This window comes from Caballeronia sp. Lep1P3 (assembly GCF_022879595.1).
Classification (GTDB): Bacteria; Pseudomonadota; Gammaproteobacteria; order Burkholderiales; family Burkholderiaceae; genus Caballeronia.
This window is the reverse complement of record NZ_CP084265.1, coordinates 1,923,730-1,950,035: the sequence shown is the minus strand read 5'-3', so window position 1 is coordinate 1,950,035 and position 26,306 is coordinate 1,923,730. Positions and strand designations below refer to the sequence as shown.

17 protein-coding genes are annotated in these 26,306 nt (G+C 64.2%); 8 read left to right on the top strand and 9 right to left on the bottom strand.

Features of this window, described 5'->3' with window-relative positions; genetic code table 11:
- The first annotated feature begins 13 nt into the window (after positions 1–13).
- Positions 14–1,246: a glycoside hydrolase family 55 protein gene (locus LDZ27_RS09175; RefSeq protein WP_244813803.1), complete on the top strand. Its 1,233-nt coding sequence runs from the start codon at positions 14–16 to the stop codon at positions 1,244–1,246.
- Here the strand turns inward: LDZ27_RS09175 and LDZ27_RS09170 are convergent.
- Positions 1,199–2,584, bottom strand: a complete 1,386-nt coding sequence (locus LDZ27_RS09170; RefSeq protein ID WP_244813802.1) for a hypothetical protein — start codon at positions 2,582–2,584, stop codon at positions 1,199–1,201. The two genes, LDZ27_RS09175 and LDZ27_RS09170, sit on opposite strands and share 48 nt — an antisense overlap.
- 490 nt (positions 2,585–3,074) lie before the next feature.
- Between LDZ27_RS09170 and LDZ27_RS09165 the strand changes: the two genes are divergently transcribed.
- Positions 3,075–4,349, top strand: a complete 1,275-nt coding sequence (locus LDZ27_RS09165) for an amidohydrolase family protein (protein WP_244813801.1) — start codon at positions 3,075–3,077, stop codon at positions 4,347–4,349.
- A 56-nt stretch (positions 4,350–4,405) separates the two neighbouring features.
- Here the strand turns inward: LDZ27_RS09165 and LDZ27_RS09160 are convergent, their stop codons facing one another.
- The 6 genes from LDZ27_RS09160 to fixL all read right to left on the bottom strand — a co-directional run bounded on the left by LDZ27_RS09160 (position 4,406) and on the right by fixL (position 13,564).
- Positions 4,406–6,529 (bottom strand): M3 family metallopeptidase, encoded by a 2,124-nt coding sequence (locus tag LDZ27_RS09160; RefSeq protein WP_244813800.1) that lies wholly within the window; start codon positions 6,527–6,529, stop codon positions 4,406–4,408.
- A gap of 159 nt (positions 6,530–6,688) precedes the next feature.
- On the bottom strand, positions 6,689–7,543 hold the full coding sequence (gene folD / locus LDZ27_RS09155) for a bifunctional methylenetetrahydrofolate dehydrogenase/methenyltetrahydrofolate cyclohydrolase FolD (RefSeq protein ID WP_244813799.1): 855 nt from the start codon (positions 7,541–7,543) through the stop codon (positions 6,689–6,691).
- 197 nt (positions 7,544–7,740) lie between these two features.
- Positions 7,741–8,637 carry a DUF2950 domain-containing protein gene (locus LDZ27_RS09150; RefSeq protein WP_244813798.1) on the bottom strand — a complete coding sequence of 299 codons (897 nt, stop codon included), beginning with the start codon at positions 8,635–8,637 and terminating at the stop codon, positions 7,741–7,743.
- A gap of 46 nt (positions 8,638–8,683) precedes the next feature.
- Positions 8,684–9,991 carry a DUF3300 domain-containing protein gene (locus LDZ27_RS09145; protein ID WP_370653287.1) on the bottom strand — a complete coding sequence of 436 codons (1,308 nt, stop codon included), beginning with the start codon at positions 9,989–9,991 and terminating at the stop codon, positions 8,684–8,686.
- 394 nt (positions 9,992–10,385) lie between these two features.
- The gene (gene fixJ, locus LDZ27_RS09140; protein WP_244813797.1) at positions 10,386–11,024 is read right to left on the bottom strand and encodes an oxygen response regulator transcription factor FixJ; all 639 of its coding nucleotides are present in this window, start codon (positions 11,022–11,024) and stop codon (positions 10,386–10,388) included.
- Positions 11,021–13,564, bottom strand: a complete 2,544-nt coding sequence (gene fixL, locus LDZ27_RS09135; RefSeq protein WP_244813796.1) for an oxygen sensor histidine kinase FixL — start codon at positions 13,562–13,564, stop codon at positions 11,021–11,023. The genes fixJ and fixL overlap by 4 nt, the downstream gene beginning before the upstream one ends.
- A 280-nt stretch (positions 13,565–13,844) precedes the next feature.
- On the opposite strand from fixL, the gene aceE reads away from it, so the two are divergent.
- The 3 genes from aceE to lpdA all read left to right on the top strand — a co-directional run bounded on the left by aceE (position 13,845) and on the right by lpdA (position 20,460).
- A complete protein-coding gene (aceE, locus tag LDZ27_RS09130; RefSeq protein WP_244813795.1) occupies positions 13,845–16,538 on the top strand; it encodes a pyruvate dehydrogenase (acetyl-transferring), homodimeric type in 2,694 nt (897 codons plus the stop codon).
- Positions 16,539–16,617: 79 nt separating this feature from the next.
- Positions 16,618–18,273 (top strand): dihydrolipoyllysine-residue acetyltransferase, encoded by a 1,656-nt coding sequence (gene aceF, locus LDZ27_RS09125; protein ID WP_244813794.1) that lies wholly within the window; start codon positions 16,618–16,620, stop codon positions 18,271–18,273.
- A 111-nt stretch (positions 18,274–18,384) separates the two neighbouring features.
- Positions 18,385–20,460 carry a dihydrolipoyl dehydrogenase gene (gene lpdA, locus LDZ27_RS09120; protein WP_244813793.1) on the top strand — a complete coding sequence of 692 codons (2,076 nt, stop codon included), beginning with the start codon at positions 18,385–18,387 and terminating at the stop codon, positions 20,458–20,460.
- A gap of 129 nt (positions 20,461–20,589) precedes the next feature.
- Here lpdA and LDZ27_RS09115 read toward each other — a convergent pair whose 3' ends face one another.
- The gene (locus LDZ27_RS09115) at positions 20,590–21,168 is read right to left on the bottom strand and encodes a phasin family protein (protein WP_244813792.1); all 579 of its coding nucleotides are present in this window, start codon (positions 21,166–21,168) and stop codon (positions 20,590–20,592) included.
- 722 nt (positions 21,169–21,890) lie between these two features.
- On the opposite strand from LDZ27_RS09115, the gene pbpG reads away from it, so the two are divergent.
- Positions 21,891–23,075: a D-alanyl-D-alanine endopeptidase gene (gene pbpG, locus LDZ27_RS09110; RefSeq protein WP_244813791.1), complete on the top strand. Its 1,185-nt coding sequence runs from the start codon at positions 21,891–21,893 to the stop codon at positions 23,073–23,075.
- 73 nt (positions 23,076–23,148) lie between these two features.
- On the opposite strand, the gene LDZ27_RS09105 is transcribed toward pbpG, so the two are convergent.
- Entirely contained in the window at positions 23,149–23,946 is a 798-nt protein-coding gene (locus LDZ27_RS09105; protein WP_244813790.1) for an IclR family transcriptional regulator, read from the bottom strand.
- Positions 23,947–24,094: 148 nt separating this feature from the next.
- Between LDZ27_RS09105 and LDZ27_RS09100 the strand changes: the two genes are divergently transcribed.
- Together LDZ27_RS09100 and LDZ27_RS09095 are read left to right on the top strand one after the other, a co-directional pair.
- A complete protein-coding gene (locus tag LDZ27_RS09100) occupies positions 24,095–24,829 on the top strand; it encodes a (Fe-S)-binding protein (RefSeq protein ID WP_244813789.1) in 735 nt (244 codons plus the stop codon).
- A gap of 13 nt (positions 24,830–24,842) precedes the next feature.
- A complete protein-coding gene (locus LDZ27_RS09095; protein ID WP_244813788.1) occupies positions 24,843–26,255 on the top strand; it encodes a lactate utilization protein B in 1,413 nt (470 codons plus the stop codon).
- Positions 26,256–26,306 lie beyond the last annotated feature (51 nt).

Below are 26,306 nucleotides of genomic sequence, written 5' to 3'. Positions count from 1 at the left end.
CGCGTGCCTGCCCATGCCATCTCTCAAGAGCCGCCGACGTTTCCTGTTGCAAGCAGGCGTCGGCCTCGGCGCATTCGACGCGATCGCCTCCGCGTGGTCCGCCGCGCCGCGCGCCAGCTTCGACGCCATCACGCCGTTCGCGTTCGGCGCGAAAGGCGATGGCCGCGCCGACGATACCGCCGCGCTCAACGCCGCGTATGAACATGCGCGGCAGCGTCGCGCGCCGGCCGTGTCGCTCTGCGGCGCGACGTATCGCGTGACGGCGGGCATCTACGCGCGCGGGGTTTCGACGCAAGGCGAGGGCGCGACGATCGTAGCCACCGTCGATGCCGCGCGCGGCGGCGCGGCGTTCGAGTGGGGCGGCAACGGCAGTTTCGTGCGCGACCTCACCTTCGATTTGTCGAACACCAGCAAGGCCGACATGCAGGGCGTGCTCAACGTCGTCGACAACGCGCGCAACCAGCGGTTCGAGAACAACTGCATCGTGGCGCGCACCATCGGCGCGACGCCGCGACAGTCGAACATCTTCGGCGCGTGGTTCATGGGCACGGGCCTGACCGGGCTTTTCGTCACCAACAACCAGTTCGAAGCGTGCACGTATGGCGTGCAGATCAACAACCAGGCCGGCATGACCGGCGACGTGCGACGCGCGCCGCTCGGACGCGCGTCGTCGCACATTCATATCGCGGGGAACGTGTGCATCGATGCGTCGATCGGCGTGAACACGCCGCATATCGGCTGCTCGAACGTCATCGTTCAGGGCAACACGATCACCGCGCAGAGGCTCGTCATGGATTTGCCGCTCAATATCGCGCACGTCACCGACATCGCGGTCGTCGGCAACACGGTGGCGTCGAACGCGTCGAGCGCGAACGGCACGCTGCACGTCGAAGACGCGACCGGCGCGATTACGATCAGCGGCAACGTCGTGAGCGTGCTCGCGCGCAATAACGGCATTCAGGTCGGCACGCGCCCGAGCGTGAGCGGCGACGCGCGAGAGAAGCGCAAGGTCGTCATCAGCGCGAATCACATCGAGGGAAGCGGCGCCGCAGCCGATAGCGCCGGCATTCTGATCCCGGATGCCGAGACCATCGACACGGTCATCGCGAACAACGCGATCGACCGCTTCGCCGAAGGCATCACGGTCGTCTCGCGCTGTCTCGTTCAGGGAAACGTCATCACGGCATGCCGCACGCCGCTACGCGTTACGCGCGACAGCGTTCAAGCCGGCAATCTGATCGCCTGAAAGCGTCATCAGCGCGGGCATGGGCGTGGGCATCGGCGCGGGGCCGTATTGCGCGTGCGCCGGCGCCATCCTCCGCGCGGTCTTGCGCCGCCGTTTGCCGCGCCGCTCCGATTGCTGACGCAGGCTCGGCAGATACGCGAGCAGGATCACGTAGACCGTGGGCGCGCCGGCAATCGGCTGCGCGAATAGCGCGGTGATCAAAAGCGGCGCGCACGCACCGATCTTCGGCCAATTCGGCCGCGTTCCGGGCCGCCACGCCGAGAGCATCACCACCTGACACGCGAATCCGAAGAGGCCGATCATGCCGATCTGCGCGAGCAGCGAAATGCCGTCGTTCGCTTCCTTGCCGCTGAAAAGCCCGACGCCGAGCGGGCGCGCCGCGAAGTTCGCGAGCGCGCGGTCGACCGAGCGCTCGCGGTCGCTGATCGATTCGCCGTGCGTGCGCGCCTTGTCCTTGATGCCGATGTAAGGCGTATAGAGCGCGACGGGCCACGCCATCGCCACCAGCGTCGCGGTGAGGATGAGCCGCGGCAGCAGCGTCTTGCGCGAGCGTCCCGAGAGCATGAAGAGCAGCCCGAGCGACATCGCGAGCAGCGCGATGCCGAGCGTCGAGAACGCGCAGACGACGCCGCCCATCATGCACGCCATCAAGAGCCTTGAGCGGCGCGTGAGCGCTTCGTAGATGAGGCAGAAGCACGCGATCGCCTGATAGATGCCCGCCTCGCGGAAGAACGCGCAATAGCGGTCGAACTTCACCGTGCCGGATGCGAAGTCGCTGTAGAGCATCGAGAACGGAAAGTAGATTGCGCCGGTCGCGGCGCGCGGGTCGGCGGTGTAGTCCGCGTAGCCTTTCACGGGAAGGCTGAAGAGATAGAGACTGTCCTTGCTGCCGAGCCAGAACGTGAGCAGTTCAGTGACTACGCTCGACAGGCCGAGAAGCGCGACCACCGTGCAAAGCTGCCGGAAGAAAAGACGGTTCGCGTTCACGTCGAGCAAAAAGGCGCTGTAGGACAGCGCGATCACGCCGGTCGTCACCAGTTCGCCGAGCGTCCATTCGAGCTGCGAGCGTTCGTTCACGATCGAAATGGGCGCGACGTAGATCCAGTACGCCGCCATCAGCGCGAGCAGGCACGCCGTCTCCGCGCGAAGACGCGGCGTCGTGTAGCGCTTCTGCCGATGCGTGTGAAAGAGGTACATGCCCGTCAGGATCGGCGCGATCAGCACGCCGATGGCCGTATAGCGCTCCCCGAGCGCCGAAGGCCGCATGATGAAGAGATTCAGCACGAGTCCGAGGCTTAAGAGGCTGCGGACTGAAAAGAAGGTTCGGATGAAATGCATCGTTGTTCTCTGCATGTTTGTCGGTCATTGTTTTTTTTGGCGACGCTTGAGAATGCAGCGGACGGCGGCAGCGCCGGGGCGCGGCGCGCGTCCGGAACGGATGCGTCGCTATGGATCGGACGGTCGCCTGCGCGCACGGCCCATCGGACAGGGGACGCAAACGATTGAGGCGGGGAAGTCTTCGGGATGCCGGCTCGGTGAATCCGCGAGCGCGTGAGCGAGGCGCGTGCATGCGACGCCGGTCACGTTCATCCTTGAGGCTCGTGTGGAAAACAGCAGTGCGAAATGGTGAGGCGATACGGCAGCGGGACATCAGCAGGTTGCCAGCGATTGTAAAGACGTGATCGTCGGCAAGCCGCCAAACGCTCATGCGTTTCGGCCAAGTCGGGAATGCAAACGTTTCGTCCCACATGCGCGTTGCCGGAAGGCGGCGCGTCGGCGGTTTTATGTCCCGCTACAATCGGCCAACATCCACGCCGAGGGCTCGCATATGGATCTCATCATTCGCCGCGCGGCGCTCGTTCGTTCGCCGGCGCTCGTCGATATCGGCATCGAGGCGGGGCGTTTTGCCGCCATCGAGCCGCATCTTTTCGCCACTGCGCGCGAAGAGATCGACGCGAACGGCTCGCTCGTGAGCGCGCCGTTCGTCGACGCGCATTTCCACATGGACGCGACGCTGTCCTACGGCCTGCCGCGCGTGAACGCGTCCGGCACGCTGCTCGAAGGCATTGCGCTGTGGGGCGAACTGAAGCCTGTGCTTACACAGGAAGCCATCGTCGAGCGCGCGCTGCAATATTGCGACTGGGCCGTCGCGCGCGGCCTGCTTGCGATCCGCTCGCACGTCGATGTCTGCGATTCGCGTCTTTTGGCTGCCGAAGCGCTCGTCGAAGTGAAGCGCCGCGTGAAGCCGTATCTGGATCTGCAACTCGTCGCGTTTCCACAGGACGGCGTATTGCGAAGCGCAGGCGCCTTCGAGAATCTGAAGCGCGCGATTGCGCTCGGCGTCGATGTCGTCGGCGGCATTCCGCACTTCGAGCGCACGATGGCCGATGGCGCCGCGTCCGTGACGCTGCTGTGCGAATACGCGGCGGAGCACGGTTTGCGCGTGGACATGCACTGCGACGAATCCGACGATCCGATGTCGCGTCACATCGAAACGCTCGCGGCCGAGACGCATCGGCTGGGATTGCACGGCCGCGTGACAGGCTCCCATCTCACGTCGATGCATTCGATGGACAACTACTACGTGAGCAAGCTGATTCCGCTGATGCGCGAGGCGGGCGTCGCCGCGATTGCGAATCCGCTCATCAACATCACGTTGCAGGGACGCTCGGACACTTACCCGAAGCGGCGCGGCATGACGCGCGTGCCCGAACTGATGGCGGCGGGCATCGACGTGGCGTTCGGCCACGACTGCGCGATGGATCCGTGGTACAGCCTCGGCTCCGGCGACATGCTGGAAGTCGCGCACATGGGCCTGCACGTCGCGCAGATGACAGGGATCGATGCGATGCGCGCGTGCTTCGACGCCGTGACGAGCACGCCCGCGCGCATTGTCGGGCTGGAAGGCTATGGCGTGGAAGCGGGCTGCCGCGCGGATTGCGTCGTGCTCGACGCGCGCGATCCCGTCGAAGCGATCCGCCTGCGCGCGTCGCGCACGGCGGTCATCCGGGCAGGGAAGGTGATCAGCCGCAGTCCGGCCGTGCGCGCGACGCTCGCGCTCGAAGGCCGGCCCGCCGAAGTGGATTTCAGAATCAGACGTTGAAGTAAAAAGCCCCGGCTGTCGGGCCGGGGCTTCGAGCGCTTGAACGACTTTGTGCGTCAGTGCAGCGTGTCGGTCTGGCCGCTCATGCCGTTATGACGCAAAAGGGCGTCGATGTTCGGCTCGCGTCCGCGGAACGCCTTGAACGAATCCATCGCGGGACGGCTGCCGCCGACTTCGAGAATCTCCCGGCGATAGCGGATGCCCGTCTGCGCATCCAGCACGGAGCCGTTCGCCGACTTCGCCGCTTCCTCGAACGCGGCGTAGGCATCGGCGGAAAGCACTTCGGCCCACTTGTAGCTGTAGTAGCCCGCCGCGTAGCCGCCCGCGAAGATATGGCTGAAGGTGTTCGGCCAGCGCGAGAACGGCGCCTGCGGAATCACATGGAACTTCTCGTTGATCTCGCGCGCGAGGTCGTTCACGTTCTGCGCGCCGTTCGGATCGTAGGACGTGTGCAGCACCATGTCGAACATCGAGAAGACGATCTGGCGCAGCGTGCCGAGACCGCTCTGGAAGTTCTTCGCGGCGAGCATCTTGTCGAAGAGCGCGCGCGGCAGCGGCGCGCCGGTTTCGACGTGCGCGGACATGTCGGTGAGCACGTCCCACTCCCAGCAGAAGTTCTCCATGAACTGCGACGGCAGCTCGACCGCATCCCATTCGACGCCGTTGATGCCCGACACGCCGAGTTCCTCCACGCGCGTGAGCATGTGATGCAGGCCGTGCCCGAATTCGTGGAACAGCGTGATGACTTCGTCGTGCGTGAAGAGCGCGGGCTTGCCGCCCACAGGCGCGGAGAAATTGCAGGTGAGATACGCGACCGGCGTCTGCACGCCGCCTTCGCTGCGCTTGTGACGGGCGCGGGCGTCGTCCATCCACGCGCCGCCGCGCTTGCCTTCGCGCGCGTAGAGATCGAGATAGAACTGCGCGACGAGCGTGCCGTCCTTGTTCTCGACGCGGAAAAAGCGCACGTCGGGGTTCCAGACGGCGGCTTCGTCGCGGCGGATCGTGACGTTGAACAAGGTTTCGGTGACCTTGAACAGGCCCTTCAACACCGCTTCCTGCGGGAAGTATTGCTTCACTTCGTTCTCGGAGAACGAATAACGCTTCTGGCGCAGCTTCTCGGCGGCATACGCGATGTCCCACGGCTGAAGCTCCGGCATGCCGAGTTCGGTGGCCGCGAACGCGCGCAGCTCCATCCAGTCGTTTTCGGCATACGGACGCGCGCGTTTAGCGAGGTCTTCGAGAAACGCGATGACCTGCGCGGGCGACTCCGCCATCTTCGGCGCGAGCGACACTTCCGCGAAGTTCTGATAGCCGAGCGTGCGCGCTTCTTCCTGACGCAGCTTCAGATGCTCGACGATGTTCTGCGTGTTGTCCCATTCGGCCTTGCCGTTGCCGTAGGTTGCGCCGAGTTCGGACGCGCGCGTGACATACGCGCGATACATGGCTTCGCGCATCGGGCGATGCTGCGCGTACTGCAGCACGGGAAAATACGAGGGGAAATGCAGCGTGAACTTCCAGCCGTCCTTGCCTTCCTTCTGCGCGGCTTCGCGTGCGGCTTCGATCGTGTCATCGGGCAGGCCCGCGAGATCGCTTTCTTGCGTGACGACGTAGGAATACGCGTTGGTCGAATCGAGAACATGATCCGAAAACGCCTTGGAAAGCGCGGCCTGTTCTTCCTGCAACTGAGCGAAGCGCGGCTTGCGGTCTTCGGGCAGTTCCGCACCGGACAGGCGGAAGTCGCGCAGCGCGTTCTCTAGAATCTTCTTGCGCTCGGGCGAAAGGCCGGCGAATTCATCGCCCGCGGCGATGGCCTTGTACTTTTCGTACAGCGCGAGATTCTGGCCGACGCTCGCGGAAAATTCCGTGACGCGCGGCAGGTTTTCGGCATGGGCGGCGCGCAGTTCGGGCGTGTCGGCGACCGCGTTCAGATGCCCGACGATGCCCCACGCGCGCGACAGCTTCTCCGATTCCTGCTCGACCGTCTCGACGACGTCCTTCCACGTTGCGTGCGTCTCGGGCGCGCTCGCGCGGTCGACCGCGCTCTTGGCGGACGCGAGCAGCACGTCGAGCGCCGGCGTGACGTGCTCGGGCCTGATCTCGCCGAATCGCGGCAGGTCCGAGAAATCGAGCAGCGGATTCGATGCTGTGTTGGCCGACGTTGCTGCGTTGTTATCGCTCATGGCTCTCCCAGTTCTGTGTTCAGTGAAGCGCGGAACGGGCCAGCAATGTCGAGGCCCGCGCCGGCCGTTGTCCGGATGCTATTCGGAGATTATTGGGGCGGCAGGGGCAAAATCCAATCGAATGTTTTTAAGGGGACGATTGGCGTCCCCGCGAAGCGCTTACGCGTTCGCCGCGCGCTCGGCGGCTTCGATCGTATTGACCAGCAGCATCGTGATGGTCATCGGGCCGACGCCGCCCGGCACCGGCGTCATGTAGCCCGCGACTTCCTTCACGCCCGCGAAATCGACGTCGCCGCAGAGCTTGCCGGCATCGTCGCGATTCATGCCGACATCGATCACCGTTGCGCCCGGCTTGACCATGTCGGCGGTCAGGATGTTGCGGCGGCCCACGGCGGCAACGACGACATCCGCGTCGCGCGTGTGCTTCGCGAGATCGCGCGTCTTGCTGTGACAGATGGTGACGGTCGCGCCGGCTTCGAGCAGCAGGAGCGCCATCGGCTTGCCGACGATGTTCGAGCGGCCGATGACCACCGCGTTCGCGCCCTTGAGATCGATGTCGTGCGCTTCGAACATCTTCATCACGCCATACGGCGTGCACGGGCGAAAGAGCGGCTTGCCGGTCATGAGCGCGCCCGCATTGGCGACGTGAAAGCCGTCGACGTCCTTCTCCGGCGCAATCGCCTCGATGACCTTGTGACTGTCGATGTGCGCGGGCAGCGGCAATTGCACGAGGATGCCGTGGATGGACGGATCGGCGTTCAGCGTGTCGATGTGCGCGAGCAGTTCGTCTTCCGAGAGCGACGCGGGGAAGCGGTCGAACACCGAATGCAGGCCGTTGTCCTGGCACGCCTTCACCTTGTTGCGCACATAGACTTCGCTCGCCGGATTGTCGCCGACCAGCACGACGGCGAGTCCCGGTGTGTGTCCGCGAGCGGTGAGGGCGGCCGCGCGCGCGGCGACATCGGCGCGAAGAGTCTTGGAGAGGGCGTTGCCGTCGATGAGTTGGGCAGTCATGGCGAATCGGATCGGATCGGGGATGGGCGTGTGACGAGGAGCGGCGAGCCGGCAGCGAAGCGTGCAGAAGGTGCCGACCCTGCGGAAAGGGGGCGTCGCCGGGGCGTTTGATGCCCTTGTCGGAAGCGCGAGATTATACCGCCGGGCGCTTTCGGGCGTCCGGCGGCGCATTCGCCGACGCGCTCCTCACTGGACGTCTATGGCGTCACCGGCTGCCACGACGAATCCGGATGGAACGCCTTGACCGACGACGCCACGCGCGCCGACGCCGGCCCGAGGTTCTTCTGATAAAGCTGGCCGCGCTGGTCGATCATGAAGGACATCACGCCTGTTTCGCCGTACTTCGCGGGCCACGCGATCAGCCCGAACCCTTCACCGGCAGCGCCGTCTTTCGAACCCGATGTTTGCGCGCCGAGCATGCGGTAGTGGTAGCCGTAGTACCCGCCCGAGGCCGTCGCCTTGTTCGGCATCGCGGCCGCGAGCGGACCGAGCGGGCTTTCGGGTTCGCCCGGCGCGGTTTCCCAATACAGTCCGTCATGCTTGCCGGGCGTGCTGACGAAGCGGTCGGCGTAGCGGTTCATGAGCTTGCGGTAGTCGTTCTGCGCATCCACGTAGGCGAGCGCGACGTGCATCACCGAACGCTCGTTGCGGCCGATGTGTCGCGTCAGCACTTCGTCGCGCGCGGCGGGCATGTCGAAGCGCCAGCCTTTGCCCGTATCGACGAGCGGAATCGGCAGCGTCCAGCCGCTGTCGCCCACTTCGACGTGCGCGCGCCTGGCGCCCGCGTGCGAAGCAGCCTCTTCGACGATGCGGTGTCCCTTGGCCCACGAGCCGAGGTATTGATAGACGTCATCTTCGCCGATGTCGCCGGTCGGCACGTAATGCGCGTGATCCTTGCCGAGCACCTTCGAGAGCGCGGCCTCGTCCTGCGACGCAATCGCGTCGGTGAGGGCTTGCGCGGCGGCGTCGGGCGTCGGGTAGACGGCTTGCGCGCGGGTGAGCGGCGCGGCGAGCGAAAGCGTTACGCACGCGGCGGCAATGGACGCGCGCAGAAGAAACGTTCGGTTTGCGGTGACTGTTCTGAATGGAATCATCTCGGGCTCCTGAATCGGGCGTGCGGGGCTGAACGGGGGTGGCGGATCATCGGCGATGGAAGCCGCCGCCATGCAGACCCGCGCCTCCTGGGCCGGGATGCTGCATGCCGCCGCCCATGCCGGGCGCGCCGCCCGCGTGCTCGAAGCCGCCGGCGTTCGGATGCGCGCTCGCGAATGCTTGCCGGCTCGCTTGTCCGCGCTGGATGTCCTGACGCGCCGCATTGCCATCGCCCGCGCCGCGCAGCGCGTTGTTGCGGTTGACGCTCTGCGCGCGCTGCTGAAGCTCGCCGTTGCCCGCGCCGCGCGCTCCGCCGCCCTGCCGGATGTTCTGCACGCGCTGGCTCGCCGATTGGTTCAGGTTCTGCCCGGTGCGCTGCTGCAGCGTCTGTGCCGCCTGAGCGCGCGCCTGATCGCGTCCGCGAAACTGATCGCGGTTCACCCCGCCGAGGTTCTGATTCCCGACGTTCTGCCGGTTCGCGTAGTTGTTCCGGTTGAACTGCGGATCGTTGCGATTCCACCGCACGTTGTTGCCGTTCCCGCTGATGCGGTTGTTCACGTTGATGTTGTTGTAGCGGTTGACGTTAATGTTCACGTCGTGATGATTCCAGTCGCAATTGCCCCACAGCGAATTCGCCACCGCAATGCCCGCGCCGAATGCGAGACCGGTGGCAAAGCCGGTCGCGATCGCATAGCCGGGCGGCGGGGGAACGTAGACCGGCGGATACGCCGGATACGGCCACGCGCCGTAGACGACGGTCGGGTTGTAGGTCGGCACGTAGACCACTTGCGGATTCGCGGGCACGATCTGAATCGTGCTCTGTTCGACGACCACCTTCTGCTGCTCCGTCGTCTTCAAGTTGCCGGCGCTCTGGGCCGAGCGGCGCAGGCGCTGCACGGAATCCATCACGTCGCCGGACTGCGCGATGAACGCGTTGCCGAGCTGCGTCATCCAGTCCGGCTTCGACGCCATCGTTGCAAGTGCCTGCGGAAACGCAACCAGCGATTGCACGCTCGGATCCCACGGCTGCGACTGGACCGCTTTTACGGCGTCGTCGCCCTTGACGCTGGCGTTCGCCTTCGACCATTGCGCGGCCGCTTCGACATCCTGAGGATAGGTCGACGCCATCAGCACCTGCGCGAGGAGCGCGTCCGGATAGAGCGCGATGGGCGCGAGAAGCGCGTCCAATTGCTGGTCCGAGAGTTTCTGCGCGGCGGCTGCGCTGGTCTGCGCCTGAGCTTTCGCGGGCGGTGCGTGAAGCACGGCAAGCGGTGCGGCGGCGAGCGCGGCGGCGAGCGCGAGCACGCGTGCCGCACGCAAGCGCTCCGCGCGGGGCGTGCATGGCGTTATTTTCAAGGCTGAGTCTCCTGTTTCGGGCGTTCGGCGCGCGACTTCGCCGCCAGCGTGCAAAGACTGCGGCGGTTCGTCGGCGGATGAGCGGGAATGAGCGGAACTGCGAAAGGAAGCCGGGGGTTCGGCTGCACGGCCAAGCGATGAAGACGTGCGCGCGGCGTTGGGCACGAAAGTGGAACGTTTGCCCGTGCGGGCAGCGGTTGCCTTGTCACGCATGATCGACTCCAGTGTTGGGGCACGATCAACTTTCGGGGCCGCCGCGAAAGGTGTCAACGCGAAACACGAAATGTCACGTTTCGCAGTTGCAGGCAGGGAAGGGACGTCGGCGTAAAAGGCCGGAGCAATAAAAAACGTGGCCGGCATTGCGCGCGGCCACGTCGAGAAACGGCGTGATGCTTTACTGCTGCGGCTTGTTCGAGAGCGCGAGACGCAAAAGGTCCGCGACCGTGTTCACCGAGAGCTTCTCCATGATGTTCGCGCGGTGCGCTTCGACCGTCTTGATGCTGATGCCGAGGTCGTCCGCAATCTGCTTGTTGAGCCGGCCCGCGATGATGCGCTCGAGCACCTGATGCTCGCGCGCCGTCAGCTTGCCGAGGCGTTCGGCGGCCGCGCGCTGCTGCTGAACGCTGGTGCTTTCGCTGCGTGCCTTCTCAAGCATGCGCTCGACCAGCTTGCGCAGTTCCGCTTCGTCGAACGGCTTTTCGATGAAATCCATCGCGCCTTTCTTCATCGTCGAGACGGCCATCGGCACGTCGCCATGACCCGTCACGAAAATGATCGGCAACACCGAGTTTTCCGCGATCAGCTTTTCCTGCAATTCGAGGCCGGTCATGCCGGCCATCCGCACGTCGAGAATCAGGCACGAGATCGCGCCGGAATGCGCGACCGGCAGGTAGACGTCGAGAAACGACTCCGCGCTCGAGAAGCACTGCACGCGATAGCCGTTGGCCTCGAGCAGCCAGCGCAGAGAATCACGCACGGCTTCGTCATCGTCGACGACAAAGACCGTTTCCTGGGTGGTGACTGGACTGCTCATAGTTCTCCCGTAACTGTTTGTTGTCTCGTATTCGTGTGTTCGTCGTCTGCTTCCGCGGCCGGGCCCGATCCCGACGAGCCGTCCATCTCGCCGATAGGCAGGCTGCAATGGAAGGTCGCGCCCGTGACCTGGCCATCGGATTCCACGTTGTTCACCACCCACAGGCGCCCGCGATGCGACTCGATGATCGAGCGGCAGATGTTGAGGCCCATGCCCATGCCGTCGGACTTCGTGCTGTAGAACGGCTCGAAGAGGCGCTCGGCGGTGGCTTCGTCCACGCCCGGGCCTTGATCGACCACGCTGATGCAAACGAAGGTGCCGTCCGTGCGCTGCACGACCACGCGGATCACGGGATCGACGGCATTCGGTTTCGCATCATGCATCGCTTCTGCCGCGTTTTTCAACAGGTTGACCAACACTTGTTCGATCAAAACGGGATCGACGTAGATCACGGGCATGCGCGAGCGGATTTCGGTGACGATGCGAATCTTTCGTTTTCTCGCCTCGATCTCCGCGAGGCCGACCGCGTCCGCGACGATGTCCGCCACGCGCGTCGCCTGGCGCTTGGGCTCGCTGCGCTTCACGAACTCGCGGATGCGCTTGATGATCATGCCCGCGCGCACGGCCTGCTGCGCGGTCTTTTCCAGCACCGGAAGAAGCGTTTCCTGCGTCATGCGGCCGGACTTCACGAGCGCGACGCACCCGGAGCAGTAGTTGTTGATCGCGGCGAGCGGCTGATTCAGTTCGTGAGCGAGCGACGAAGCCATTTCGCCCATCGTCATGAGGCGGCTCGTGAACTGGAGCTTCTCTTCCTGCTGATGCGCGAGTTCCTGCGCCTGTTTGCGCTGCGTGATGTCCGTTGCGATCTGCATCTGCGCGAGATGGCCGTCCACCCACTGAATGTACTGGCGGCGCACTTCGAACCACTTCTGGATGCCTTCGACGTAGACCTCCTGCGCGTCCGCCGAGCTTTCGGTCAGCGCCGCCGTGGGCAGGCCGGCGTAGGTGTCGATCATGTCGATGCTGTCCGACGAGCTTTGCGCGCTGCCTTCGAAAGCGGCGCCCGCCAGTTGCAAATGGCCGTCCGGGCGAATGCCGAACAGGTGCCGGTAATAGCGGTTCGCGAAGAGCAGCTCGGCTTCGTCGGCGGCGAGCACGGACACGGCGGCGTCGAGGCTTTCGAGGACGGTGGTGAAGCGTTCATGCGCGGCGGCGAGTTCTTCGCGGGCGCGCTTGGGTTCGGTGATGTCCGTCATCGACGACATCCAGCCGGTCTGACGCCCCGAACTGTCGATGAGCGGCGACACGTACAGGCGCGCGTGGAAGAACGAGCCGTCCTTGCGACGCACGCGCAGCTCGAATCCGGACGAGGGCGCCTTGCCGCGCAGCGTCATGTCGAGCTGGCGCTGCATTTCCGGGTACGCGTCGCGCGGCCAATACGGAAACGGCGCGTTCTTGCCGACGAGATCGCTTTCGTCCCAGCCCGTCATGCGGCAGAACGCCGGATTGACGTGCGTGATGCGGCCGTGCATGTCGAGCACGCGCATGCCGATCAGCACCGAGTTTTCCATCGCGCGGCGGAAGAACGCTTCGGCATAGAGCGCCTGCTGCGCCTCGAAGCGCTGGCGCGTGTGCTTCCAGAGACTCCAGAGGCTCCAGAGCACGAAGCACGACAAACCCGCGACGAGCCAGACGAGCGTGTTGTTCGTGAAATTCGTGAGCTGCGGGTACGAGTACACGCGCACCGACAAGCCTTGTCCGGGCGGATCGAGCGGCAGGTCGTAGAACATGTCGCGCGGCAGGCGCGGGCGGCTCGACGTGGTCGCGAGTTCGCGATTGTTCAGATCGGTGATGGAGATCTTGTACTTCGCCGACAGTTCGCTCGGAATGTCGTGCTTCAGAATGCCTTCGATCGAAAACACCGCCGCGATCGATCCGAGGAATTCGCGGTCGCGAAACACCGGCGTCTGCAGCGTGATGTAACCGTTGCCGAGGTCGTCGTAAAGAAGAGGGGAATACACCTGACGGCGCGTGGTGCGGGCTTCGTCGAAGGCCGCCTGCACGGCTTCGTCCATTTGCGTGTCGTTGGGCTTCGCGAGGCGCGAGCCCAGCACCGGCAGCGGCGTATTGGGCCAGCGCGGCTTGTGCTCGCTCGTATACCAGTTCATGTAGAGGATCTCGGGATGCCCCTGCATGATGTCGGTCGATGCGGTCTGGAAGTTCTGCGGGTCGCCGTGGCCGCCGGCGATGTCGCGCGAAAGGGCCTGGATTTGTTCTTGCGCACCCGTCATCGAAAGACGGATTTGCTGCTGGGCCCAGGCGACGTTGCGGTAGAGCGTGTCTTCCTGCTGCTGCTGTTCGCGCCGGTTGAGGCTCCATAAAATCAGGCTCATGACGACCAGAAAAACGAGGATCGAAATGAGCGGCGTGAGTAAATAGGAGTTCGACCACCACGGTCCGTGGTGCCAGCGGGAGGGCGACGAGTCGGTCGGCTTCTTGGGGACTCGCGCCGAGCGTTTGATCAGCCGGTCAGTCAACATGGGAGCGATTGTAACGCAGCACCCGATTGTTAATTGGCGTAAAAAGACGGTGAAGAAGCCTCGAACGCGGGAAAAGGAGGAGAAACGTCAGAACCAAAACCTATATCGGACGGTGCATTGCAGCATTTTTTCACATCATGAGATCGAGTCTCATGATTCGAAAAATTCCTTGCTACAAGGTCTGGACCCTCTTTAGAATTGCCGGCACGCGGCCAGTGCCCGATCACCTGCGGGCGTGTGTTGGCTGTTCATAGAGCGTTCCTCATATCAGGAGACGAGCATGTCCGCTGTACCCGACGAAGTTCTGAAATATGTCGCCAATGCCAAGGACGACGATCCCCAGGAAACCGCCGAATGGCTGGAAGCGCTCGATGGCGTGATTTCCGCGGTCGGTCCGAACCGCGCGCATTACCTGATCGAGAAACAGATCGAATTCGCTCGCGTGCACGGCGAGCACCTGCCGTTCTCGGCGAACACGCCGTACATCAACACGATTCCGGTCGCATCGCAGGCGAAGATTCCGGGCGACCAGGACGTCGAACACCGCATCCGCTCGTACACGCGCTGGAACGCCATCGCGATGGTGCTGCGCGCGGGCAAGGACACCAACGTCGGCGGGCACATCGCGTCGTTCGCGTCGGCCGCGACACTGTATGACGTCGGCTTCAACCACTTCTGGCATGCGCCGTCCAAAGAGCACGGCGGCGATCTCGTGTTCGTGCAGGGTCACTCGTCGCCGGGCGTGTACTCGCGCGCGTTCCTGCTCGGCCGCCTGACCGAGAAGCAGCTCGACAATTTCCGTCAGGAGGTGGGCGGCGAAGGCATTTCGTCGTATCCGCATCCGTGGCTGATGCCCGACTTCTGGCAATTCCCGACCGTCTCGATGGGCCTCGGCCCGATCATGGCGATCTACCAGGCGCGCTTCATGAAGTACATGCAGGCGCGCGGCATCGCGAAGACCGAAGGCCGCAAGGTCTGGGCGTTCCTCGGCGACGGCGAAACGGACGAGCCGGAATCGCTCGGCGCGATCGGCATGGCCGGCCGCGAGCGTCTGGACAACCTCGTGTTCGTCATTAACTGCAATTTGCAGCGTCTGGACGGCCCGGTGCGCGGCAACGGCAAGATCATTCAGGAACTGGAAAGCGAGTTCCGCGGCGCGGGCTGGAACGTCATCAAGGTCGTGTGGGGCAGCCGCTGGGATGCGCTCTTCGCGCGCGACAAGACGGGCGCGCTCATGCGCCGCATGATGGAAGTCGTCGACGGCGAATACCAGACGTACAAGTCGGAATCGGGCGCGTTCGTGCGCGAGCATTTCTTCAACACGCCGGAACTGAAGGCGCTCGTCGCCGACTGGTCCGATGACGACATCTGGAACCTGAACCGCGGCGGCCACGATCCGCACAAGATCTACGCAGCTTTCGACGCAGCGACCCGGACCAAGGGCGCGCCGACCGTCATCCTCGCCAAGACCATCAAGGGCTATGGCATGGGCGAGCACGGCCAGGCGATGAACATCACGCACCAGCAGAAGAAGCTGCCGATCGACACGCTGAAGAAATTCCGCGACCAGTTCCGTCTGCCGCTCACCGACGAGCAGATCGCCGACGTGCCGTATCTCACGTTCGAGGAAGGTTCGAAGGAACTCGAATACATGCGCCAGAAGCGCATGGACCTGGGCGGCTATCTGCCGGCGCGCCGCGAGAAGGCGGAATCGCTGCCGGTGCCGGAACTGTCGGCATTCGAGCCGCTGCTGAAGGGCACGGGCGAAGGCCGCGAAATCTCCACGACGATGGCCTTCGTGCGGATTCTCAACATCCTGCTCAAGGACAAGACGCTCGGCAAGCGCGTCGTGCCGATCGTCCCGGATGAGTCGCGCACCTTCGGCATGGAAGGGCTCTTCCGTCAGATCGGCATCTGGAATCAGGACGGTCAGAAGTACATTCCGGAAGATTCCGACCAGCTCATGTTCTACAAGGAAACGGAGAGCGGCCAGATTCTGCAGGAAGGCATCAACGAAGCGGGCGGCATGTGCGACTGGATCGCGGCGGCGACGTCGTACTCGACGCACGGCGAGATCATGATCCCGTTCTACATCTTCTACTCGATGTTCGGCTTCCAGCGCATCGGCGATCTGGCGTGGGCCGCGGGCGACATGCGCTCGCGCGGCTTCCTGCTCGGCGGCACCGCTGGCCGCACGACGCTCAACGGCGAAGGCCTGCAGCACGAAGACGGCCACTCGCTCATGTGGGCCGCGTCGATTCCGAACTGCGTGAGCTACGACCCGACCTTCGGCTACGAACTCGCCGTCATCATGCAGGACGGCCTGCGCCGCATGGTCGCGGAGCAGGAGGACGTGTACTACTACGTCACCGTGATGAACGAGAACTACGAGCATCCGGCGATCCCGCAAGGCGAATCGGTCGCGGCGGACATCATCAAGGGCATGTACGCGTTCAAGAAGGCCGACGCGCCCGCCAAGGCGCACGTTCAGTTGATGGGCGCGGGCACGATCTTCAACGAGGTCATCGCCGCCGCCGATCTGCTGAAGAACGACTGGGGCGTTTCCGCGGACCTCTGGAGCGTGCCGAGCTTCACCGAACTCGCGCGCGAAGGCCAGGACTGCGAACGCTGGAACCTGCTGCATCCGACCGAAGAGCGGCGCGTGCCGCACGTCACGAAGCTGCTGAAGGGCGCTCAAGGCCCGGTGATCGCATCGACGGACTATATCCGCGCGCTCGTCGACCAGATTCGCGGCTACGTGCCGGGCAAGTTCGTCGTGCTCGGCACCGACGGCTACGGCCGCTCGGATACGCGCGAGGCGCTGCGCCACTTCTTCGAAGTCGACCGCTACTGGGTGACGCTCGCGGCGCTCAACGCGCTCGCCGACGAAGGCGCGATCGAGCGCAAGGTCGTCGCGGACGCGATCGCGAAGTACAACCTCGACCCGGCCAAACCCAACCCGATGACCGTCTAAAGGCATCGCCCCCGAGCGTTGTGACGCGGCCTCTTTCCGAAGCGGAAAGAGGCCGTGTGCAACCCAGGAGACACTAATAATGAGTCAAGCGATCGAAGTCAAAGTGCCGGACATCGGCGATTTCAAGGACATTCCGGTGATCGAGGTTCTGGTCAAGGCCGGCGATGTCGTTGAGCAGGAACAATCCCTCGTCACCCTCGAATCCGACAAGGCGACGATGGACGTGCCCAGTTCGGCAGCGGGCACGGTCAGGGAAGTGAAAGTCAAGGTGGGCGACAACGTGTCGGAAGGCACGCTGATCGTCGTGCTGGAAGGCGGCGCGAACGCCGCGGCGTCGTCCGCCGCGCCCGCGAAGCAGGAAGCGCCCGCGCAGACGCAGACGCAATCGCAGCCCGCGCAAGCCTCGGGCGGCGGCGGATCGGTCGACGTAAAGGTGCCGGATATCGGCGACTTCACGGACATTCCGATCATCGAGATCGCGGTGAAGGTCGGCGACAAGGTGGAAAAGGAGCAGTCGCTCGTCACGCTGGAATCCGACAAGGCGACGATGGATGTGCCGAGCCCCGCCGCGGGCACGGTCAAGGAACTGAAGGTCAAGATCGGCGATACGGTCTCCGAAGGATCGCTGATTCTCGTGCTCGAAGGCGGCGACGGCGGCGCGGCTGCCGCCCCGGCGCCCGCGAAGCAGGAAGCGCAGAAGGCTGTCCAGGCGCCGCCCGATGCGCCCGCGAAGGCCGCGCCGCCCGCTTCGAAGGAAGCGCCGTCCGCGCTCGCGCAGGCGCCCGTCATGCCGGCCGGCGACGGCACGCGCACGTCGAGCCATGCGTCGCCGTCGGTGCGCAAGTTCGCGCGCGAACTGGGCGTCGATGTCACGCGCGTCAAGGGCACGGGTCCCAAGGGCCGCATCACGCAGGGCGACGTCACCGCGTTCGTGAAGGGCGTGATGAGCGGTCAGGGCGCAGCGCCCGCAGCGGCGGCTCCGGCCGGCGGTGGCGGCGGCGAGCTGGGTCTGCTGCCGTGGCCGAAGGTCGACTTCTCGAAGTTCGGCCCTGTCAATCCGAAGCCGCTGTCGCGCATCAAGAAGATTTCGGGCGCGAACCTGCATCGCAACTGGGTGATGATCCCGCACGTCACGAACAACGACGAAGCGGACATCACGGACCTCGAGGCGCTGCGCGTGAAGCTCAACAAGGAGCACGAGAAAGCGGGCGTGAAGTTCACGATGCTCGCGTTCGTCATCAAGGCCGTGGTCGCGGCGCTGAAGAAGTTCCCGACCTTCAACGCGAGCCTCGACGGCGACAATCTCGTCTTCAAGCAGTACTACCACGTCGGTTTCGCGGCCGATACGCCGAACGGTCTCGTCGTTCCGGTGATTCGCGACGCGGACAAGAAGGGCCTCGTCGACATCGCGAAGGAAATGACGGACCTGTCGAAGCTCGCGCGCGAAGGCAAGCTGAAGCCGGACCAGATGCAGGGCGGCTGCTTCTCGATTTCGTCGCTGGGCGGCATCGGCGGGACGCACTTCACGCCGATCATCAACGCGCCTGAAGTCGCGATCCTCGGTCTGTCGCGCGGCCAGCAGAAGCCCGTGTGGGACGGCAAGCAGTTCGTGCCGCGCCTCACGCTGCCCCTGTCGCTGTCGTATGACCATCGCGTCATCGACGGCGCCGAGGCCGCGCGCTTCAACGCTTATCTGTCGGCGATTCTGGCGGATTTCCGTCGCGTCATTCTTTGATCTCTTGATCGCGGCGCGCGTCCGGACGTAACGGTCCGGGCGCGCGTTCCGGCCGACGGCGGAATCCTGGGCGCTGCCCGAGGTTCCATCCGCTTTTTTCTAGGGGACACCATGAGTCTCGTCGAACTAAAAGTACCCGACATCGGCGACTTCTCCGATGTCGATGTCATCGAAGTCAATATCAAATCCGGCGACGTCATCGAAAAGGAACAGGGCGTCATCACGCTCGAAACCGACAAGGCGACGATGGAAGTGCCCGCCGACGTGGCAGGCACCATCAAGGAAGTGAAGGTCAAGCAGGGCGACAAGGTCTCGCAGGGCACCGTGATCGCGATGATCGAGACCGAAGGCGCGAGCGCGGCAGCGGGCGCGGCGCCGAAGGAAGCGTCGGCGGCGAAGCCCGCCGCGCCCCCGGAAGCTTCGGCGGGCGGCAGCGTGCAGGACGTGAAGGTGCCGGACATCGGCGACTTCACGGACATTCCGATCATCGAAGTGCACGTGAAGCCGGGCGACACCGTCGAGAAGGAACAATCGCTCATCACGCTCGAGTCGGACAAGGCGACGATGGACGTGCCTTCGCCCGCCGCGGGCACGGTGAAGGAGCTGAAGGTCAAGGTCGGCGACAACGTCTCGGAAGGCACGCTCATCCTGACGCTCGAAGGCCAGGGCGGCGGCACGACCCAGGTTCCGACGGCTCCGGCCGCCGCCGCGCCGCAACCTGCGGAAAAGGCGAGCGCCGCGCCCGCGCCGCAAGCCGGCAGCTATTCCGGCTCGGCGGACATCGAATGCGACATGCTGGTGCTGGGCGCGGGTCCGGGCGGTTATTCGGCGGCGTTCCGCTCGGCGGACCTCGGCATGAAGACCGTGCTCGTCGAGCGTTATTCGACGCTCGGCGGCGTGTGCCTGAACGTCGGCTGCATTCCGTCGAAGGCGCTTCTGCACACGGCGCTCGTGATGGACGAAACGCACGAGCTGGCCGAACACGGCATCAGCTTCGGCAAGCCGACGATCGATCTCGACAAGCTGCGCGGCTTCAAGGAAGGCGTCGTCAAGAAGCTGACGGGTGGGCTCGCCGGCATGGCGAAGGCGCGCAAGGTGCAGGTGGTGACGGGTGTCGGCACGTTCGTCGATCCGCATCACATGGAAGTGCTGGGCGAGGGCGGCAAGAAGGTCGTCAAGTTTCAGAAGGCGATCATCGCGGCCGGTTCCCAGGCGGTGAAGCTGCCGTTCTTCCCGGATGACCCGCGCGTCGTCGATTCCACCGGCGCGCTGGAACTGCGTCAATTGCCCAAGCGCATGCTGGTGGTGGGCGGCGGCATCATCGGGCTGGAAATGGCGACCGTTTATTCGACGCTCGGCGCCGAGATCGATGTCGTCGAAATGCTCGACGGCCTGATGTTGGGCGCGGACCGCGATCTCGTGAAGGTCTGGGAGAAGTTCAACGCCAAGCGCTTCGCGAACGTCATGCTCAAGACGAAGACGACGAAGGCCGAGGCGAAGGAAGACGGCATCTACGTCACGTTCGAGGGTGAAAAGGCGCCGGCGGAGCCGCAGCGTTACGACCTCGTGCTGCTGTCGGTCGGCCGCTCGCCGAACGGCGGCAAGATCGGCGCAGACAAGGCGGGCGTCGCGGTGACGCAGCGCGGCTTCATCGATGTCGACAAGCAGATGCGCACGAACGTGCCGCATATCTTCGCCATCGGCGATCTGGTCGGCCAGCCGATGCTCGCGCACAAGGCCGTGCACGAGGGCCACGTCGCGGCGGAAGCGGCGCACGGCGAGAAGGCGTATTTCGACGCGATGCAGATTCCTTCGGTGGCTTACACCGATCCGGAAGTCGCGTGGGCCGGCAAGACGGAAGACCAGTGCAAGGCCGAGGGCATCAAGTACGGCAAGGCGGTGTTCCCGTGGGCCGCGTCGGGCCGCGCGATCGCCAATGGCCGCGACGAGGGTTTCACCAAGCTGATCTTCGACGAGGAGACGCATCGTGTGATCGGCGGCGGCATTGTCGGGCTGAACGCGGGCGATCTCATCAGCGAAGTGTGTCTCGCCGTCGAGATGGGCGCGGACGCGACCGACATCGGCCGCACGATCCATCCGCATCCGACGCTCGGCGAATCCATCGGCATGGCGGCCGAGTTGTACGAGGGTGTCTGTACCGACCTTCCGCCGCAGCGCAAGAAGTAAGCGGGCGGTTGGCGCAGATGCGAAAAAGGCGCGTGGTCTTCGGACAACGCGCCTTTTTCATTTCGCTCGCGCATGAAAAAACCCGGCCGCAGCCGGGTTCTTCGAACGAGTCAGCCAGTCGATGAAGACTTAGGCAATCGTCGGGCGCTTCGTGGCGCGAGCAGCTTGCTCGGTCGCTTGCGTGGCAGCCTTCGTCGCGGCCGTAGCGGCGGCGTTGAAGTTGCTTTCGGCGATTTCGACAGCTTGCTTCGTTGCCTTGTGAACCGTTTCGTACGTCGTGTTCGCGGCGGTGATGGCCGACTTCATCACGGCGACAGCCGTTTCCGAACCAGCAGGCGCGTTCTTGGCGACGTTGTCGACGAGCGCTTGCACCTTGCGGTTCTGCTCTTCGTACTGCGCTTCCGCGACGCGGGCGAACTCGGCTTGCGTGGCCGACGCGATTTCATACAGGTGACGGCCATACGACAGCACCTTTTCCGCGACCGGCTGCGAAAGGCTCGCTTGCAGCGCCAGCAGTTCCTGTGCGTCCTTCACGGACAGCGCGCGCTGGGCGTTTTCCTGGCCTTCGGCGAGCGTCGACTTCACGACTTGCAGATTCAGTTCGACGAGCTTCTCGATGCCTTCGAAGGCTTTGTTCGTCAGACCGAACAGGGCGTCGAAGTTGGCTTTCTGTGCAGCGGCGATTTGCTCGGGGGTCAACAGGGTCATCTCAGGCTCCTGATAGCCGACCCATCATTGCGGGTCGTGGTTTGGTAGACGCAGCGGAGGCGCTGCTAGTCGGTACGCGTTGCATTGGTGCGTCGCAACATGGAGCCCATTTTAGAGATATTCCTATGGTTGTCAAGCAGTTTTTGTGCGCCGCACAATGAGGGAAAACGCTGGTTAAACAAGAGCTTAAGTAAGCGGATTGGTCAGCGTGCTGGATTTGGGGCGTGAACCGCTGCACCTTATCGGACAGCGCCCGGTGGTGATGGACGAAGCCAAGCGCGCCCGACGGTGAAGCGCACATCGAGATTGTTTATAAGATAAGTCTCGCATCCGTCCTATTTTTAGGATGTTGCCGTACACCAATTTGTTGAAGAACCGTTAACATTCCGACTGTCGATCCCACGCTCATCAATCATGCGCTGCAGCGCGACACGAGGGGCGCTTGCCGCTTCGCGCTTCGCGGTCGCGTTTCATCAGCCAGGACTCAAGTTTCAGAAGTTTTTGCCGACAACGTGTGAGTCGTCTCCCGCGAAAGCGCGTTTTCAGCCGCAGGCTCCTTCCGGTCGTCGATCGTTTTTTCCGATCAATGCCCATATTGTGCCCAAACCAGCAATGAACGCTTACAACTCGGTTTAAAGAGCGCCGATAAGTGCTTAATATTGCTTAAATTTCGCAGCTTCACTACACTTGGCGGTACTCTCCAGCCGCCCAACAGAACACTAATGAAAACCGAAATGTTTTCGTCGCTAAAGGTGGTGCATGGCGTGGCATTGCGCTCTGCTTTGTCTCTCGCCGTGTCGCTCGCCGTAGCGGCATCCTTCGCAGCGGCTCCGGCTGAAGCCCTTGCCAAATCCGCAACCGTCACCAGGACCGCCAAAAAACCCGTCAAATCCGAGGCCGCCGCGAAGAGCGAGAAGCCCGCGCGCGTCGCGAAAGCGTCGAAAGGCGCGCGTGCCGCGAAAGTCGCCGCCGCCGAAGACGACGACGCGCCCAAGGCATCGCGCAAGCGTCGCGTGAACTACCACATGGACCCGCACGCGCGCCGCGCTGCCGTGCACGCGGTGGCATTTCAGCCGCGCGCCACGTCGGTCGGGCAGGCGTTCGGACTGCACGACACGCCCGACAGCCTCGCGCTGCGCTCGAGCGTCGCCTATGTGGTGGATCAGGACACGTCCGAAACGCTCTTCGACAAGAACTCGCGCGCCGTCGTGCCGATCGCGTCGATCACCAAGCTGATGACGTCGATGGTCGTGCTCGATTCGCACTTGCCGCTCACCGACGAAATCACGGTGACGGACGAAGACCGCGACTACGAGAAGTACACCGGCTCGCGCCTGTCGGTCGGCTCGGTGCTCAATCGCGAAGACATGCTGCATATCGCGCTGATGGCATCGGAAAACCGCGCGGCGGCGGCGCTGTCGCGCTATTACCCTGGCGGCCGCCCGGCGTTCATCGCCGCGATGAACGCGAAGGCGAAGGCGCTCGGCATGACCGATACGCACTTCGAGAATTCCACCGGTCTCACGAGCCTGAACGTGTCGAGCGCGCGCGACCTCGTGAAGATGGTGAACGCCGCGTATCAGTACCCGCTCATCCGCAAGTTCTCGACCGACCGCAGCTACGACGTCTTCACGGGCAAGCGCACGCTCGCGTACAACAGCACGAATGCGCTGATCCGCAATGCGTCGTGGGACATCGGTTTGCAGAAGACCGGGTTCATCAACGAGGCGGGGGAGTGCCTCGTCATGCAGGCGAACGTGCATGGCCGGCCGGTCATCATCGTGCTGCTCGATTCCTACGGCAAATATTCGCGCTTCGCCGATGCGAGCCGCCTGCGTTCGTATCTCGATACGCTCGGCGAGCCGCACATCATGAGCGCGGACATGGGCGCCGGGGCGAATCCCTGACGCTTGCCGCGAGGCAAAAGAAAAGCCGGGTTCGTCGTGAGACGAAACCGGCTTTTTGCTTTTCGCGGTCCGTTCAGCGTTGCGCCTGGGCGTCCGTCTGTTCGGGCTGATAGCCGAGCGACCGCGAGATTTCCAGCGCGGTGTGGCTCAGTTGCGTGAGCCAGGCGTCCTGAAGGCGATCGGCCGGCGCGGAGAGCGACAGCCCGGCGACGAGCCGCCCGGTGTCATCGTAAATTCCGGCGGCGATGCAGCGCACGCCGAGTTCCAATTCCTCGTTGTCGCGCGCGCACGACTGCTGGCGCACGAACGACAACTCGCGTTCCAGCTTCGCGAGATCCGTAATGCTGTTCTGCGTGTGTCCCGATAGCCCGGTGCGCGTTGCGTAGGCGCGCACGCGCGAGGCTTCGTCGGCGGCGAGAAACAGCTTGCCGACCGACGTGAGATGCAGCGGCGCGCGCCCGCCGATGGCCCGCACGACCTGCATGCCCGAGCGCTCCGAATACGCGCGCTCGATATACACGATCTCGTCGCCCTGACGCACGGAGAGGTTGACCGTCTGCCCCGTCTGACGATGCAACTCGCGCATCGGCGGCATTGCGGCTTCGCGCACGGAAAGCCGCGCCTTTACCAGATTGCCGAGTTCCAGCAGACGCATGCCGAGCCGGTACGTGCCGGGATCGGAACGGTCGACGAGCCGGCAGAGCACCATGTCGTTCAGGATGCGGTGCGCGGTGGAAGGATGCAGGCGAGTGTCGTGCGACAGTTCTTTCAGGCTGACCGGATCGGTATGCTCGGCGAGCGCGTCGAGCAGGCTCATCATGCGCTCGATCACCTGAATGGATGTCTTGGATTCCGGGTTCGTATCGCTCATCGTGGAAGATCGGTTGATGCGTCAAACAGCGGAGGCGTCATTGTATCTCATAATGTGAAAAGCAATGCGCGGCGCGACAGGCGCTCGCGCGCGCTTTTCGCGGATAATCGGGCGTGTTCCGTACCACGTCCATAAGGAAGGAAACGCCATGCGAGTCGGCTTGTTCGTCACGTGTCTCATCGACATGATGCGCCCGGAAATCGGCTTCTCCGTCATCAAGCTGATCGAGCGCGCCGGCTTCGAAGTCAGTGTTCCGCCCGCGCAAACATGCTGCGGCCAGCCTGCCTACAACTCGGGCGACCGCCGGATCGCGCGCGATCTCGCCGAAAAGACGCTGCGCGAGTTTGAGCGCTTCGACTACGTCGTGGTGCCGTCGGGTTCATGCGGCGGCATGATCCGCGCGCATTACGGCGATCTCTTCCGCGACGATCCCGAACTCATGAACCGCTTCTCGCGGATGCAGCCGCGCGTGTTCGAACTGACCGATTTCCTCGTCACGGTGGCGAAGGCGCGCATCGAGCCGGGCGTTTTCGAGGGCGTCGTCACGTATCACGATTCCTGCTCCGGCCTGCGTGAACTCGGCGTGAAGGCGCAGCCGCGCGAACTGCTCGCGCAGGCCGGCGTGCCGGTGACGGAAATGCCCAACTGCGAACACTGCTGCGGCTTCGGCGGCACGTTCGCGGTGAAGTACGGCGACATCTCGACGGCGATCGTCGACGAGAAATGCGCGAATATCCGGGCGAGCGGCGCGGATGCGGTGGTGCTCGGCGATCTCGGCTGCATGCTGAACATCGAAGGGCGCCTGCGCCGCACGGGCGACACGGCCACGCGCGTGCTGCATATCGCGCAGGTGCTCGCGGGCGACGCTAACGGTCGCGCCTGAAGGAGACACGCTCATGGAAGTACAGACGATGCACTTCAAGGCCCGCGCCGGCAGCAAGCTCGCCGACGAAAGGCTGCAGCAGAACCTCACGAAGCTGTCGACGAAGTTCGTGAGCGCGCGTGCGAGCGCCGTGCGCGACATCGACTTCGAAGCGACGCGCGCCGCGCTGAAGGAACGGCGCAATCGCGCGCTCGACAATCTCGACGTGTGGCTTGAAACCTTCGAGCGCGAGGCGACGCGTCGCGGCGCGACCGTGCTCTACGCGGAATCGACACAGGACGCCGCGCGCCTCGTCGCCGAGATCGCGCGCGAGCATGACGTGAAGAAGGTCATCAAGACCAAGTCGATGGTGTCCGAGGAAATGCAGCTCAACCGCGTGCTCGGCGAAATGGGCGTGCAGTCGATCGAGACGGATCTCGGCGAATACATCCTGCAGATCAACGACAACGAGCCGCCGAGCCACATCATCGCGCCGGTGGTGCACAAGGACAAAGAGCAGATCGCCGACCTCTTCGCGAAGACGCACGGCAAGCCGCGCCTGACCGACATTCCCGCCATGACGCGCGAGGCGCGCGAGGTGCTGCGTCCGCACTTCATGTCGGCGGACATGGGCGTGACGGGCGGCAACTTTCTGATTGCGGAAACGGGGTCGGTGGCCGTCGTGACGAACGAGGGCAACGAAGGCATGTGCACGGTGATGCCGCGCGTGCACGTCGCGGTGACGGGCATCGAGAAAGTGCTTCCGACGCTCGAAGATCTCGCGACGGCGATGCGCCTGTTGCCGCGCTCGGCGACAGGGCAGACCATTTCGAACTACTTCTCGCTGTTAACCGGTCCGCGCGCGCCCGGCGACACGGACGGCCCCGAACACATGTATTTCGTTCTCGTGGACGGCGGGCGCACCGGCTTGATCGGCGGCGACTTTCAGGAGATGCTGCGTTGCATCCGCTGCGGCGCGTGCATGAATCACTGTCCGGTGTATCAGAAGATCGGCGGACATGCGTATGGCTGGGTGTATCCGGGGCCGATGGGTTCGGTGCTCACCCCGGCTTACGTCGGCATCGACAAGGCGCTCGACCTGCCGCAGGCCGCCACGCTCTGCGGTGAATGCAACAGCGTGTGTCCGGTCGGCATCCCCATTTCCGACTTGCTCAGGAAACTGCGCGAAAAGCAGATGGAACGGCGTCTGCGTCCGTGGAGCGAACGCGCCGCGCTCGCGGCGTGGGGCTATCTGGCGATGCGTCCGGCCGCGTATGCATTGCTGACCAAACTGGCCGTGCGCGTGCTCGAACGCATGGGCGGAGCCAAGCGAACGATCGCCCGGTTGCCCTTCGGTGCCGGATGGACAGGCACGCGCGACATGCCCGCGCCGGTCGGACGCACGTTTCGCGAGCTCTACAAGGCGCAGCGGTCGCATCTCGGCTAAAGCGTCTTTCGGAAATGACGAGGCCGCGCCGGATCGCTCGATCCGGCGCGG